General features: G+C 65.1%; 13 protein-coding genes and 1 pseudogene. 12 read left to right on the top strand and 2 right to left on the bottom strand.

What is annotated here, in order from left to right:
- Positions 1-480: 480 nt before the first annotated feature.
- Together Q7V46_RS05430 and Q7V46_RS05435 are read right to left on the bottom strand one after the other, a co-directional pair.
- On the bottom strand, positions 481-990 hold the full coding sequence (locus Q7V46_RS05430) for a DUF1993 family protein (protein WP_304912504.1): 510 nt from the start codon (positions 988-990) through the stop codon (positions 481-483).
- Positions 991-1084: 94 nt separating this feature from the next.
- Positions 1085-2113, bottom strand: a complete 1029-nt coding sequence (locus Q7V46_RS05435) for an AraC family transcriptional regulator (RefSeq protein ID WP_304912505.1) — start codon at positions 2111-2113, stop codon at positions 1085-1087.
- 133 nt (positions 2114-2246) lie between these two features.
- Between Q7V46_RS05435 and Q7V46_RS05440 the strand changes: the two genes are divergently transcribed.
- The 12 genes and pseudogenes from Q7V46_RS05440 to Q7V46_RS05495 all read left to right on the top strand — a co-directional run.
- Positions 2247-3977 carry an AMP-binding protein gene (locus Q7V46_RS05440; RefSeq protein ID WP_304912506.1) on the top strand — a complete coding sequence of 577 codons (1731 nt, stop codon included), beginning with the start codon at positions 2247-2249 and terminating at the stop codon, positions 3975-3977.
- Positions 3978-4019: 42 nt separating this feature from the next.
- Positions 4020-5642: a carboxyl transferase domain-containing protein gene (locus Q7V46_RS05445; protein WP_304912507.1), complete on the top strand. Its 1623-nt coding sequence runs from the start codon at positions 4020-4022 to the stop codon at positions 5640-5642.
- 133 nt (positions 5643-5775) lie between these two features.
- Entirely contained in the window at positions 5776-6282 is a 507-nt protein-coding gene (locus tag Q7V46_RS05450; RefSeq protein ID WP_304912508.1) for a DinB family protein, read from the top strand.
- A gap of 37 nt (positions 6283-6319) precedes the next feature.
- Complete coding sequence (locus Q7V46_RS05455; RefSeq protein ID WP_304912509.1) at positions 6320-7456, top strand: acyl-CoA dehydrogenase family protein; 1137 nt, start codon at positions 6320-6322, stop codon at positions 7454-7456.
- A gap of 124 nt (positions 7457-7580) precedes the next feature.
- On the top strand, positions 7581-8372 hold the full coding sequence (locus tag Q7V46_RS05460) for an enoyl-CoA hydratase/isomerase family protein (RefSeq protein WP_304912510.1): 792 nt from the start codon (positions 7581-7583) through the stop codon (positions 8370-8372).
- A 2-nt stretch (positions 8373-8374) separates the two neighbouring features.
- Positions 8375-9001: a DUF4126 domain-containing protein gene (locus Q7V46_RS05465; RefSeq protein WP_304912511.1), complete on the top strand. Its 627-nt coding sequence runs from the start codon at positions 8375-8377 to the stop codon at positions 8999-9001.
- Positions 8994-11006, top strand: a complete 2013-nt coding sequence (locus tag Q7V46_RS05470; protein ID WP_304912512.1) for an acetyl/propionyl/methylcrotonyl-CoA carboxylase subunit alpha — start codon at positions 8994-8996, stop codon at positions 11004-11006. The genes Q7V46_RS05465 and Q7V46_RS05470 overlap by 8 nt, the downstream gene beginning before the upstream one ends.
- 48 nt (positions 11007-11054) lie before the next feature.
- On the top strand, positions 11055-11975 hold the full coding sequence (locus tag Q7V46_RS05475) for a glyoxylate/hydroxypyruvate reductase A (RefSeq protein WP_304912513.1): 921 nt from the start codon (positions 11055-11057) through the stop codon (positions 11973-11975).
- A gap of 21 nt (positions 11976-11996) precedes the next feature.
- Positions 11997-12905 carry a hydroxymethylglutaryl-CoA lyase gene (locus Q7V46_RS05480; protein ID WP_304912514.1) on the top strand — a complete coding sequence of 303 codons (909 nt, stop codon included), beginning with the start codon at positions 11997-11999 and terminating at the stop codon, positions 12903-12905.
- A 21-nt stretch (positions 12906-12926) separates the two neighbouring features.
- On the top strand, positions 12927-13928 hold the full coding sequence (locus Q7V46_RS05485; protein ID WP_304912515.1) for an Ldh family oxidoreductase: 1002 nt from the start codon (positions 12927-12929) through the stop codon (positions 13926-13928).
- Between the two features lie 116 nt (positions 13929-14044).
- Positions 14045-14692: a LysE family transporter gene (locus Q7V46_RS05490; protein ID WP_304912516.1), complete on the top strand. Its 648-nt coding sequence runs from the start codon at positions 14045-14047 to the stop codon at positions 14690-14692.
- Positions 14693-14905: 213 nt separating this feature from the next.
- Positions 14906-15105: pseudogene (locus Q7V46_RS05495) on the top strand (YbaK/EbsC family protein); the annotation flags it as partial.

Below are 15105 nucleotides of genomic sequence, written 5' to 3' on the forward strand. Positions count from 1 at the left end.
GCCCGGCCACAGCGATCACCACCATCAGCGTCAGCCAGCCGGCCATCCAGCCTGCAGCACGTGCAATGGAGGGGTTGGGGTGGGATGACATGGGCGGCAGCATACCGGATGGCTACCCCCGTGAAATCAGCGTGCGGAAGATGTGTTGCAGCGGTGCCAGGCCCTGACATGCCAAGGCGGGGTGGCCAAGGTGCAAACCGGACTTCGGCACGCATGCAGCGACAGGCAGCTTCGGGTCGAAACCGCCAGTCCAGGTGAAGGGGAAGCGGTCGGTGGCGCGGCGCCACTCGAGTCCCGCAAGCCGCATGAACGCAGTACCTCGTACAGCAGCCGCTCAGGCTGGGGCAAATTGAAACGCCCGACAGCCGCTTCGAGGCAATCGGTGTGAGCTCGCATGGCAGTACCCACCGGCTCCTCACGCTGCGTTGCCGCCCTCCGAAATTCAGCGCTGACCACTCGCAACGGGTCGTGAGTCAGGCGTCAGTAGGAACCCATGTAATCGCGCTTACCGACGTCGACACCGTTGTGGCGCAAGATGGCATAAGCGGTTGTCACGTGGAAGAAAAACTGCGGCAGGCCATAGTGCAGAAGATATGCGGTGGCGGTCAATGTCTTTTCCTTTGGGGTGCCGGGGCGCAAAACGATTTCCCGGCTCTCACTTGAATCAAATTGATCAAGCTTGAAGGAGCCGATATGGGCCAGCGCCTTCTCGATCAACGCCTGCATATCCGCGAAGCTGGCCTCTGTGTCGGGCCAGGACGGGACCTCGGCGCCGGCCAGGCGTGAGGCAATGCCCTTGGAGAAGTCCGCAGCGATCTGTACCTGACGTATCAGCGGAAACATGTCAGGAAACAGCCGCGCCTGGAGCAGAGCATTCGGATCGATGTTCTTTTGTGCGGCGTGGTCTTCGGCTTTCTTGAGCACATCCGACAAGGCGCGCAGCATCTGCTGCATGACGGGAACGGAGGCGTTGTACAGCGGGCTGGTCATGTTGAATTCGCTTTCAAACTGGGCACGATGGCCTTGGCTGGCAGGGCAGGGGCCTTGCCGGGCATGTGAGGCTAACAGCATTGCCCGCATCGGTTCATCGCGAAGCCCGCCATTCCCCCGGTGCCATTCCGGTCCAGCCCTTGAACGCGCGAATGAAACTCTTCTCGTTCAAAAACCCGGCCGCTTCGGCCACCTGCTTGATGGGCCTGGTCGTGCGCTGCAGCAGTTCCATGGAGCGGTCGCGGCGCACCTCATCTTTCAGTGCCTGCAGCGAAGCCCCCTCCAGTTTCAACTGGCGGTGCAGGGTGCGGGCGGAGAGGTTCAGCAAGGCGGCCAGGTCGTCGGCGTTGTGGGCGCCCAGTGGCTGGGCCAGCAAGACCTGGCGCACGCGCTGAACCAGCAGGCGGTCGCGGCGGTAGGAGCGCACGGTCAAGGGCAGTGCGCGTTGCAGCAGTTGGGTCATGGCAAGCTCGTCGCGCTGCACGGGAAGTGCCAGATAGCGGGCATCGAATTCGATGGCGGCATGGTCTGCATCGAAGGTGCACGGGCCATCAAAAAGCACACGGTAGGCGTCCAGGTGCGGCGGCGGGGAATAGGCAAACTGTGCGCCCTTGAGCGGAATGCGCGAGTCGATGTACCAGCTGGCCAGGCCATGGATGTTGCGCAACACGGAAACCACACAAAACTCCGTGGGCGGCTTGGGGTTGCGGTGCGGGCGCAGTGCGATGCGCGCCGTGTCGCCCCCGGTTTCCACCGTCAGGGCGATGTCGTCGGTCAGCAGGCTGTGGTGGCGGCACCAGCGGTGCAGCGCCAGACCCAATTGGGGCGCGCTGAGGGACGCACGTGCCAGCATGCCGTAGCTGCCCCAGGGCAGGCGCCGGCCAAAACAACCCAGGCCTTCGTCGTCCAGTTCGCGCATGGCGGCGTCCGAAATGCGCTCCATCTGCCACGCAGTGATGCGCGCGTTGAGTCGATGCAGTTGTCCTGGCGCAATCTGTGCCAGCGCCAGGGCTTTGGCTGGATCCATGCCGCGCCGTTCATAAGCCAATACCATTGAGCGAACAAAGGCCATGGGGGTGATGGCCGGCGCAGCGGAAGCGGATGGCGGTGGCAAAGGCGGCATGGCGGCCAGTGTGCCCGAACACTGGCACGATTTGCAACCATTGTGGCAACCACCAAGGGGCCGGTGCTTCTATCCTTGTGGCTTGCGCCCGGTTGTCCGATGGGCGCACCGCAGAACCGCAGGAGACAACACCATGAGCACTGCTGGCAGCACCGCGCCCTTGGCGCAGAGCCTGGCCGTTGGTACCACGCATGTGCCGCTGATCGAACAGACCATCGGTGCACATTTTGATTCGGTGGTGGCGCAACAGCCCGACCACGAAGCCCTGGTCAGCGTGCACCAGGGGCTGCGCCACAGCTACCGCAGCCTGCAGACACAAGCCAACCGCCTGGCCAGCGCGCTGCTGCGTCAGGGGCTGGAACCGGGTGACAGGGTGGGCATCTGGTCGCACAACAACGCCGAATGGGTGCTGATGCAACTGGCCACGGCCAAGGTCGGCCTGGTACTGGTCAACATCAACCCGGCCTACCGCACCACCGAGGTCGAGTACGCACTCAACAAGGTGGGCTGCAAGCTGCTGGTGACCATGGCCAGGTTCAAGACCAGCGACTACCTGGGCATGCTCCGTGAACTGGCACCGGAGTGGGCCAGCGCCGAGCAAGGGCGCCTGCAGGCACAACAACTGCCCCACCTGCACACCGTGGTGTGGATCGACAGCCCCGCTGACGCACCCGACCTGGACACCGCCGGCCTGATGCCGTTCTCATCGCTGTTGGCACAGGGTGACGAGCAAGATCCGCGAGTGGCAGAAGTGGGCGCCACGCTCAAGGCCGCCGACCCCATCAACATCCAGTTCACCAGCGGCACCACCGGCTTTCCCAAGGGCGCCACGCTCACGCACCGCAACATCCTGAACAACGGATATTTCATCGGCGAATGCATGAAGCTCACGCCGGCTGACCGGTTGTGCATTCCCGTGCCGCTGTACCACTGCTTTGGCATGGTGCTGGGCAATCTGGCCTGTTTCACGCACGGCGCCACGGTGGTGTACCCGAACGACGGCTTCGACCCGCTCACCGTGCTGCAAACCGTGCAGGATGAAAAATGCACCGGACTGCACGGCGTACCCACCATGTTCATCGCCGAGCTGGACCACCCGCGTTTCAAGGAATTCGACCTGTCCACCTTGCGCACCGGCATCATGGCGGGATCGCCCTGCCCGACCGAGGTGATGAAGCGCGTGGTGAGCGACATGCACCTGTCTGAAATCACCATCGCCTACGGCATGACCGAAACCAGCCCGGTGAGCTGCCAGAGCAGCACCGACACGCCGCTGGACAAGCGCGTCTCTACCGTGGGCGTGGTGCAGCCGCACCTCGAAGTGAAGATCGTGCACCCCGACACCGGTGCCGTGGTGGCGCCCGGCGTGTCCGGCGAACTGTGTACGCGCGGTTATTCGGTCATGCATGGCTACTGGGATGACGATGCCAAGACCCGCGAAGCGATCGATCCTGAGGGCTGGATGCACACCGGGGACCTGGCCACCATGGACGTCGAGGGCTATGTCAACATCGTCGGCCGCATCAAGGACATGGTGATCCGCGGCGGAGAAAACATCTACCCTCGCGAGATCGAAGAATTCCTGTATCGCCACCCCGCCGTTCAAGACGTGCAGGTGGTGGGCGTGCCGGACGCGAAGTACGGCGAAGAGCTGTGCGCCTGGATCGTGGTGAAGCCCGGGCAGACGCTGGATGAATCTGCCGTGCGCGATTTCTGCCAGGGCCGCATTGCACACTACAAGGTCCCGCGCCACATCCGGTTCGTGGAAGGCTTCCCCATGACCGTGACCGGCAAGATTCAGAAATTCAAGATCCGCGAAAAGATGAAAGAGCAGCTGGGGCTGGCCGATCACAAGACAGCCTGATCCTTCCGTTTGCCACACACCCATTCCCACCGGAACCACGAGATGACGATCCTGGAAACCCAACTCAACGCCCGCTCCGCCGACTTCCAGACCAACGCCGCTGCCATGCGTGCCGTGGTTGAAGACCTGCAGAAGCAGATCGCCCGCAGCGCACTCGGTGGCGGCGAGGCCGCGCGTGCCAAGCACGCCGCGCGCGGCAAACTGCTGCCGCGCGACCGGGTGCAGATGCTGCTGGACCCCGGCACCCCCTTCCTGGAGCTGAGCCCGCTGGCCGCGATGAACATGTACCCGGACCGCGACGGCAGCGACAGCGCGCCCTGCGCCGGCGTGATCACCGGCATCGGCCGCGTGAGCGGGGTGGACTGTCTGATCGTCTGCAACGACGCCACGGTCAAGGGCGGCACCTACTACCCCATGACGGTGAAGAAGCACCTGCGAGCGCAAGAGGTGGCAATGCAGAACAACCTCACGTGTATCTACCTGGTGGACTCTGGCGGCGCCAACCTGCCCAACCAGGACGACGTGTTCCCCGATCGAGACCACTTCGGCCGCATCTTCTACAACCAGGCCAACATGTCGGCCAACGGCATCGCGCAGATCGCCGTGGTCATGGGCTCGTGCACCGCGGGCGGTGCCTACGTGCCTGCCATGAGCGACGAGACCATCATCGTCAAGAACCAGGGCACCATCTTCCTGGGCGGCCCGCCGCTGGTGAAGGCCGCCATCGGCGAGATCGTCAGCGCCGAAGACCTGGGCGGCGGCGATGTGCACACGCGCCTCTCGGGCGTGGCGGATCACCTGGCCCAGAACGACGCGCACGCCATTGCGTTGGCGCGCCAGGCCGTGGCCACGCTCAACCGTCGCAAGCCCCAGCCGCACGCCTTGCTCGAACCGCGCGAGCCGCTGTACCCCACCGAAGAGCTGTATGGCGTCATCCCAGCCGACACGCGCAAGCCCTACGACGTGCACGAGATCATCGCCCGCATCGTCGACGGCAGCGAGTTCCACGAGTTCAAGGCGCGCTATGGCGCCACCCTGATCTGCGGCTTTGCGCACATCGAGGGAATGCCCATCGGCATCGTGGCGAACAACGGCGTGCTGTTCTCAGAGAGTGCGCAGAAGGGCGCGCACTTCATCGAGTTGTGCTGCCAGCGCAAGGTGCCGCTGCTGTTCCTGCAGAACATCACCGGTTTCATGGTGGGCCGCAAGTACGAAAGCGAAGGCATCGCCCGCCACGGCGCCAAGATGGTCACTGCCGTGGCCACCGCCAACGTGCCCAAGTTCACTGTGATCATTGGTGGCAGCTACGGTGCCGGCAACTACGGCATGTGCGGCCGCGCCTACAGCCCGCGCTTCCTCTGGATGTGGCCCAACGCACGCATCTGCGTGATGGGCGGCGAACAGGCGGCTGGCGTGCTGGCCACTGTGAAGCGCGACGGCATCGAGGCCAAGGGCGGCACCTGGGGTGCCGAAGAGGAAGCCGCGTTCAAGCAGCCTGTGCTGGACCAGTTCGGCCACCAGTCCCACCCGTATTACGCCAGCGCCCGTCTGTGGGACGACGGCGTGATCGACCCGGCAGACACGCGCCGCGTGCTGGCATTGGCTTTGTCGGCTTCCATGAATGCGCCGATCCCTGAGCCGAAGTTTGGCGTGTTCCGCATGTGAACATGAATCACCCCCGCGCCGCTTCGCGTCTCCCCCTGCCAGGGGGCGCAGCCTGCAGCCCGGCTGAGCCGGTTCTGCGGCTGCTGCTGGACGTTGCGCGCCGGGAGACGGACCTGCATGCCGAAAGCCGCACATGAATCCGAACGAACACTTCACCCAACTCGCCCGCTACAACGTGTGGGCCACCGAGCGCCTGCTTCAGGCGATCGAGCCGGTGAGCGAACTCGACTACCGGCGCGACCTGCGGCTGTTCTTCAAGAGCATCCACGGCACGCTCAACCACCTGCTGGTGGGTGAGCACATGCTGTGGCAGCGGCGCTTCGCGCGGGGGGAGTCGCCCATGCTGGCGCTGGACATGGAAGTCGAGCCTGATCGCGACCGATTGGCGCAGGCACTCAAGGGTGGCGCGAAGGTTTGGGAACCACTGATTGCTGGCTGGCCTGCCGAACGCTTCGATGGCAAGCTCAGCTACACGAGCACCAACGGCCAGGCCATGAACCTGCCATTTGCCGCCACGCTGGCGCATGTGTTCAACCACGGTACGCACCATCGCGGCCAGATCACGGCCGCGCTGACCTTCCTGGGTCAGCCTGCCCCGGTGCTGGACCTGGTGTATTTCCTGCAGCAGAAGTCGCCCTGAACGCCGCGACCACAACCACAACGAACGAGACAAACCCATGAGCGCCACCATCTACGACACTCCCGACCACGAACTGCTGCGCGACCAGGTGGCGCGTTTTCTTGCGCGTGAGGTGGAGCCGTTTGCTGCCGCCTGGGAAGAGACCGGCATGGTGCCACGCGATGTGCTGCGCCGCATGGGCCAGGCGGGTTTGCTGGGTATTGCCTTCGAGGGCGAGTACGGCGGCGCCGATGCCGACGCCATGACCAACCTGGTGTTTGCCGAGGCGCTGTCGCAAAGCACGTTCGCTGGTTTCATCATCACCGTGCTCGTGCATACCGACATGGCTGGCCCGCACCTGCACCATGCCGGCACGCCTGCTCAGAAAGCGAAGTACCTGCCGAAAGTGACAGCGGGCGAGCTCATCACTGCGGTGGGCATCAGCGAACCGGGCGCTGGCTCGGACGTGGCTGGCATGCGCACCACGGCACGTCGCGAGGGTGACGAGTGGGTGATCAATGGCACCAAGATGTTCATCACCAACGGTGTGCACGGCGACTTGTATTTCGTGGCCGCAAAGACCGGCACCGCGCGCCACGACATGTCGATGTTCATCGTGGAAAAAGGTACGCCCGGTTTCACCGTGGGCCGCGCACTCAAGAAAACCGGCTGGCTCTCCAGCGACACAGCCGAACTGGTGTTCGACAACGTGCGCATTCCAGCGGGCAACCTGCTGGGCGAGGAGGGCAAGGGCTTCTATTCGGTGATGAAGAACTTCCAGACCGAACGCATCGCCCTGGGCGCCATGGCCATCGGTCACTGCACCCAGGCATTGAAGCTCACGCTGGACCACGTGCGCCAGCGGCAGGCGTTTGGGGCCACGCTGTGGGATCAGCAGACCATTCGCCAGCGTCTGTCCATGCTGGACGCCAAGGTGCGCGCGGCACGCCAGTTCATGTACCACTGCGCCTGGAGCGTCACCCAGGGCCACGACATCGTGCAGGAGGTGTCGATGTTGAAGGCGCTGACCGGTGAGCTGGTCAATGAGGTCGTACAAACCTGCCAGCAGTTCCACGGTGGCATGGGTTTCATCCGCGAAACGGCGATTGAACGTCTGTGGCGCGACGCACGCGTGCTGGCGATTGGCGGTGGTGCCACGGAAGTGATGCTCGAAGAAGTTGCCAAAAGATATTGAACACCCCCGCCGCGCTGCGCGCGACCCCCTCAAGGGGGCAACACCTGCGGCCCGGCGGAGCCGGTTCCGCGGTGTTTCTGGATAAAGACACGCGCGCCGGACAGACTTGAACAAGGAATCTGCAATGAGTGATGTACTGGATGTCTCCCGCCCCAGCGCCCATGTGGCCCACGTGTGGCTCAACCGTCCCGATGTGCGCAATGCGTTCAACGACGACGTGATCGCCGCGCTTGCTGAAACGTTCACGGCCTTGTCGCAAGATGAAGACCTGCGCGTGGTGGTGCTGGGCGCGCACGGCAAGGCCTTCTGCGCCGGGGCCGACCTGAACTGGATGAAGGCCATGGCCGGCTACGACTGGGATCAGAACCGCGCCGATGCCCAGAAGCTGGCCGACATGCTGTGGACGCTGGACCAGTGCCCGGTGCCGGTGGTGGGCCGCGTGCAGGGCGACTGCTATGCCGGCGGCATGGGGCTGGCCGCGATCTGTGATGTGCTGGTGGCGGTGGAGGGTGCGACCTTCTGCCTGTCCGAAGCCCGCCTGGGCCTGCTGCCAGCCACCATCAGCCCCTATGTGGTGCGGGCGCTGGGCGCGCAGGCGTCGCGCCGCTACATGGTCACGGCCGAGCGCTTCAGCGCCGTGCGTGCGCACGCGCTGGGCATGGTGCACGAGCTGGCCACGCCGGAAACGCTGGACGCCAAAGTGAACGAGATCGTGGCCACGCTGGTGGCCAACGGACCCAAGGCGGTGCGGGAATGCAAACGCCTGGTGCGCGCTGTGAGTGGCGTGCCCATCACGGCCGAACTGCGGAGTGAAACTGCGCGCCGCATCGCTGACATCCGTGCCAGCGACGAGGGTCGTGAGGGGCTGGCTTCGTTCCTCAACAAGCGCCCGGCTGGCTGGTTGCCCACCGCCTGACCATGAACGAAGCCCTCGCATCGCTGGGAACCCCTGAGCTGCTGGCCCTGGCCGGCGCGCTCGGCTGGGCCAGTGGTTTCCGGCTCTATGCGGTGATGTTTCTGGTGGGCATGGCCGGCGCCGCGGGCTGGATGGAGCTGCCCGGCGGCCTGCAGGTGCTGCAACACCCGGCGCTATTGGGAGCCAGTGGCTTCATGCTCTTTGTTGAGTTTTTTGCCGACAAGATCCCGGTGGTCGATTCGCTATGGGACATGGTCAACAGCGTGGTGCGCATCCCCGCTGGTGCGGCATTGGCCGCTGGCGTGTTTGGCGCCGACAGCGGCGCCATGGCGCTGGCGGCCGCGCTGTTGGGCGGCTCGCTGGCCGCCACCAGCCAGGCTGCCAAGACCACCACGCGGGCGGCCATCAACAGCTCGCCCGAGCCGTTCTCCAACATCGCCATGAGCCTGGTCGAGGACGGCCTGGTCGTCGGTGCGGTCTGGCTCGCGACCCAGCACCCGCTGGTGTTCGGCGTGCTGCTGGTGATCGTGGTGATCCTGATGTGGATCGTCACCTGGACGCTTTTCAAGTTCCTGCGCGGCGCTTTCCGCCGCGCTCAACGTTTTTTCTCTGGACCTAGCCATGTTTAAAAAAATCCTGATTGCCAACAGAGGCGAGATTGCCTGCCGGGTCGCCGCCACCGCGCGCCGCATGGGGGTGAAAACCGTGGCCGTGTATTCCGACGCCGATGCCAGCGCCAAACACGTGGCCGCCTGCGACGAAGCGGTGCACATCGGCGGCAGTGCGCCCAAAGACAGCTACCTGCAGTGGCAGCGCATCCTGGACGCGGCCAAGGCCACCGGCGCGCAGGCCGTGCACCCCGGCTACGGCTTCCTGAGCGAAAACGAAGCCTTCGCCAATGCCTGCGCTGAAGCCGGTCTGGTGTTCATCGGTCCGCCATCTTCCGCGATCGAGGCCATGGGGCTGAAGGCCGAATCCAAGCGGCTCATGGAAAAGGCCGGGGTGCCCTTGGTGCCCGGCTACCACGGGGCGGATCAGGACCCGCACATGCTGCAGCACGAGGCCGACCGCATCGGCTATCCGGTGCTCATCAAGGCCAGCGCCGGCGGCGGCGGCAAGGGCATGCGTGTGGTGGAAAAGAGCGAAGATTTCGCGGCCGCTCTGGCCAGTTGCCAGCGCGAGGCGCGCAACAGCTTTGGCAGCGACGCGGTGCTGATCGAGAAGTACGTGCTGCGCCCGCGTCACATCGAGATTCAGGTGTTCGGCGACACCCATGGCAACTGCGTGTACTTGTTCGAGCGCGACTGTTCGGTGCAGCGCCGCCACCAGAAGGTGCTGGAAGAAGCACCGGCGCCTGGCCTTACGCCCGAGTTGCGCCAGCAGATGGGGCTGGCCGCGGTTGCCGCGGCCAAGGCGGTGCACTACGTGGGCGCCGGTACGGTGGAATTCATTGTCGAGCAGCCGGGCGGCTACGGCAAACCGGAAGACATGCGCTTCTTTTTCATGGAGATGAACACGCGCCTGCAGGTGGAACACCCGGTCACCGAAGCCATCACCGGACTGGATCTGGTGGAGTGGCAGTTGCGCGTGGCCAGCGGCGAGCCGCTGCCACTGCAGCAGCACGAACTTCGCATGCACGGCCACGCCATCGAGGCGCGCATCTGCGCCGAAAATCCGGACAACCAGTTCCTGCCCGCCACCGGCACGCTCAACGTGTACCGCAAGCCGTCCCACAAGGCCTTCGAGCGCGGTGACATTCGTTTTGACGACGGCGTGCGCGAAGGCGACGCCATCAGTCCGTTTTACGACTCCATGGTCGCCAAGCTCATCGTGCACGGCAGTACCCGCGCCGAAGCGCTGGCCAAGCTGGACGCGGCGCTGGCCGAAACCCGCATCGTCGGCCTGACCACCAACGTGCAGTTTCTGCGCCACGTGGCAGCAAGCGAATCGTTCGCGCAAGCCCGGCTCGACACCGCGTTGATTCCGCGCGAAGCAGCGGTGCTGTTCAACCAGGACCGCGTGGGCCGCGACCAGGCGGTGGCTGCCGCCGTGGCGCAGACCCTGCTGTCTGAGCGCGCGGAAGAGGGCGCCGACCCGTTCTCGCGCCGTGACGGCTTCCGTCCGCACGGCCTCACTGTGCGCCGCTTCGACTTCGACTACCAGGGCGAGGGCCTGCTGGCCTACCTGACCTACGAACAGGCCGGCGCGCTCACGCTGAAGGTGGGCGAGACCGCCTCGTCTCTGGTATTTGAAGCCGTCATGGGGGGCGAACGCTTCGACCTGCAGTACGCCGGGCAGCGCAACCGGGTGCAGACCTGGATGCAGGGCGAGGTGGTGCATGTGTTCACCGCGCACGGTGCCACGCAGATTCTTGAAATTGATGCACTGGCGCATGCCGGCGAGGCCGCACATGAAGGTGGCCGCCTGACAGCACCCATGCCAGGCAAGGTCGTGTCGTTCTCGGTGAAGGCCGGCGACGCGGTCACCAAGGGCCAGCCGCTGGCGGTGATGGAAGCCATGAAGATGGAACACACCATCGCCGCACCGGCCGACGGCACCGTGGCCGAGCTGCTGTATGCGCCGGGAGATCAGGTCAACGAAGGCGCGGAGCTGTTGCGGCTGGCGGTCGCGTGACACTGGTGCCCTTGATGCGTTGGTAAGCTCGGCCCCATGAGTACCTCCATGAACATCACCCTCTGCATGGCCCAGACCAAGCCCGAGCCTTGGGAAGCGGGTCTGCGTGCCGCCTTGCCCGGCGCCACCGTGAGCAACTGGAAGCCCGGCGACCCGCCAGCCGACTACGCCGTGGTCTGGGCGCCGCCGCAAGCCTTTCTGGATGAACAACCGAATCTGAAGGCGCTGTTCAACATCGGCGCCGGCGTGGACGCGCTCATGAAGCTCAAGCTGCCGCCAGGCTGCCAGGTGGTGCGCCTGGACGACGCCGGCATGTCGGTGCAGATGGCAGAGTACGTCTGCCACACGGTGATCCGCCACTTCCGCGAGTTTGATGGCTACGAGGCCGATGTGAAAGCCGGCAAGTGGTCGTACCGCAAACCCCACATGCGTGCCGATTTCCCCGTGGGCGTGATGGGCTTGGGCGTGTTGGGCGAACGCGTGGCGCGGACACTGAGCATGTTCGAATTCCCGGTGCACGGCTGGAGCCGTTCGCCCAAACAGATCGCCGGCGTGCAATGCCACAGCGGCAGCGATGGCTTCAACACCTTCCTGTCGTCATGCCGCGTGCTGGTGAACTTGCTGCCACTCACGCCAGACACCACCGACCTCCTCAACACCGAAACCCTGTCGCTGCTCAAGCCGGGCGGCTACCTGGTCAACGTCGCGCGCGGCGCGCACCTGGTGGAAGAAGACCTGCTGGCCTTGCTGGAGAGCGGCCACATGGCCGGTGCCACGCTGGACGTGTTCCGCACCGAACCGCTGCCTGCCGACCACCCCTTCTGGACCCACCCCAAAGTCACTGTCACGCCTCACACGTCCGCGCGCACGTTGCGCGATGAGAGCATTGCGCAGATCGCCGGCAAGATGCTGGCCATGTCGCGTGGTGAGGCCGTCGCCGGGACGGTCGACCCCGTTCGGGGCTACTGAAACCCCTTCAAGAGAATTCGCATGAAACTTCCCACCCGCGTCCGCCTCATCGACGTCGGCCCCCGCGACGGCCTGCAGAACGAAAAGCAGCCCGTGCCCGCCGCCATCAAGATTGAACTGGTACACCGCCTGCAGGCCGCTGGCCTGAAAGAGATCGAGGTCACGAGCTACGTGAGTCCCAAGTGGGTGCCACAGATGGCCGACAACCACGACGTCATGGCCGGCATCACGCGCCTGACCGGCGTGGCCTATTCGGTGCTCACGCCCAACCTCAAAGGCTTCGAATCTGCGGTGCTCGACCAGCCAGACGAGATCGTCGTGTTCGGCGCCGCCAGCGAAGCTTTCAGTCAGAAGAACATCAACTGCTCCATCGCCGAGAGCATCGAACGCTTTGCGCCGGTGGTGGAGGCGGCCCTGGCGAAAGGCATAGCGGTGCGTGGCGCCATGAGTTGCACGGTGGGATGCCCTTATGAGGGCGACATCGCGCCCGAGCGCGTGGCCTACCTGGCCAAGCTGATGGCGGACATCGGCGTGCGGCGCGTGGACGTGGCCGACACCATTGGTGTGGGCACGCCCCGGCGGGTGCAGGCCGCCATCGAGGCCACACTGCAGCACTTCAGCATCGACGCCGTGTCTGGCCACTTCCACGACACCTACGGGCAGGCACTGTCCAACACGCTGGCCGCGCTGGAAATGGGGGTGTGGAACTTCCAGTCTTCCGTCTCCGGCCTGGGCGGCTGTCCCTATGCCAAGGGTGCCACCGGCAATGTGGCCACCGAAGACGTGGTCTACCTGCTGCACGGCATGGGTATCGAGACTGGCATTGACCTCGATGCGCTGGTGGACGCAGGCGCCTACATCAGCGAGCAGCTGGGTCGACCGTCGGGTTCTCGCGTGGCGCGGGCGTTGCTGGCCAAGCGTGCTGGCTGAACATTGCACCGAGCCAGTCACGTGCCCCGTATCACTCCTCCCGAGTTGCTTGAACTCGCCCAAAAAGCCTTGGCCACTTCTGGTGCCTATCCGGACATGGCCTTGAAAACCGCCACTGCGCTGGTCGACGCCGACATGCTGGGCCTCACTTCGCACGGCGTGGCCCGCGTGCCGACCTACGCCGCGCATCTGCGCAATGGTCGCGCCGATGGCAGTGCCGTGCCAAAGGTGCTGCGTCGTCAGGGTGCCGTGGTGCTGGTGGATGCCGGCGCCGGCCTGGCCTACCCTGCCTGCCATCTGGCCGTGCAGCAAGGCATGGAGCTGGCGCAGCAGCAGGGCGTGGCGTTCGCCGCAGTGGGCAACAGCCACCACTTTGGCGCGGCGGTGTACCACCTGCAGCCTGCGGCCGAGGCGGGTCTGGTGGGCATCGCGCTGGGCAATGCGCCGGCGGCCATGCCCGCCTGGGGTGGCAAGCGGCCGATGTTCGGCACCAACCCCATCGCGGCCGCGTTTCCGCGCGCAGGCCACGCACCGTTGCTGATCGACCTCTCGCTGTCGGTTGTGGCGCGGGGCAAGCTGGTGGTGGCGGCGCGCGAAGGCAAGCCCATTCCGTTGGGTTGGGCGCTGGATGCGGAGGGTCAGCCGACGACCGATCCGGTGGCCGGGCTGGCCGGCTCCATGGTGCCGGCTGGTGGCGTGAAGGGCACCTTGCTGGCACTGTTGGTGGACTTGCTGGTGGGCACCCTCACGGGTTCGCATTTTGGTTTTGAGGCGGATTCTTTACTGGAAGAGGAGGGCGGCGTGCCACGGGTGGGCCAGGTATTCCTTTTCATTGATCCGGCGGCGCTGGCCGGGCGTGAAACCTATTCCGCGCGCATGGAAAATCTGGTCGAAGCCATGTTGCATGACGAGCACGTTCGCCTGCCGGGTGATCAACGTCCGGCTCGCCGTCAAGCGGCTGAACACGATGGGCTGGATGTGCCGGATGCCCTGCTGCAGAAGCTGAGACAGCTCGCAGGCTGAGCACTGGGTACCTCAGCCGTGTGCCGCGAGTCGGGACAGACGAGATGCCATGAAGACCAGCCAGGCTGGTGGCATCATCACAGGCTGTCTTCTACTTTTCCCTTGTTGGGTGATTCATGGATTTTCACGTCTGGCTTGCCTTCTTTGCCGCCTCCTGGGTGATCGCCATTTCCCCCGGCTCTGGCGCGGTGCTGTCCATGAGCCATGGGCTGAGCTACGGCGTGCGCCAGACCAGCGCCACCATCGTTGGCCTGCAACTGGGCCTGGCGGTCATCCTGCTGGTGGCCGGGGTGGGTGTGGGCGCCTTGCTGCTGGCTTCGGCCACCGCGTTTACTGTGGTCAAGGTGCTGGGCGCTGCCTACCTGATCTGGCTGGGCGTGCAGCAGTGGCGCGCACCCGTGGCGGCGTCCTCCGCGTCAACCGGGCCGGCCACGGGCGCAGTGGGCGAACCCGGTCTGCCGTCGATGCGCAGGCGCATCACCCTGGGTTTCTTCACCAACGTGACGAACCCCAAGGGCATCGTGTTCATGGTGGCCGTGCTGCCACAGTTCATCGACCCCACGCGCGCGCTCTGGTTGCAACTGCTGATCTTGCTTGTGACAGCGATTGGGGTCGATCTGGTGGTCATGCACGGCTACGCCTTTCTGGCTTCGCGTGCCCAACGCTGGCTCGCTTCAGCACGCGCCCGGCGCGCGCAGAACCGTGTGTTCGGTGGCGTGCTGTTGGCCATGGGGGCGAGTTTGTTGATGGTAAAAAGGGCGTAGCACCCCCCTGCGCAGGGTTCGGTACTCCCCCCTGCGCCGCTGCGCGGCTTCCCCCCTCTCTGGCGCGCCTTGGGCGCTTGGAGGGGGGACAGCATCTTGGGCCGGCAGGGCCGTCCCTTGCTGCCCCTGGATAGATGCACTTCGCTCCGGATGACTTGTGTGCTTTTTCCTCTGGACTGCATGGAAAGTGTCATGCGACTACCATCCCCATCCATGTCCGAAACTTCCGCTTCTGAAATCTCGCCCACCCTGAGCTGGCCAGCGCCTGTGCGCCGCGTAGGCGACACCTTGACACGGCTGGGTCACCCGCACAACCCCGTCATGCTCGACGATGCCGCGCGCACCGCGCAGCAGGCGGCCGATGCGCTGGGGGTGGCGCTGGGGCAGATTGCCAAGAGCATCATCTTTCGACG

The sequence above is a fragment of the Hydrogenophaga sp. genome, from assembly GCF_030651625.1.
Taxonomy (GTDB): domain Bacteria; phylum Pseudomonadota; class Gammaproteobacteria; order Burkholderiales; family Burkholderiaceae_C; genus Hydrogenophaga.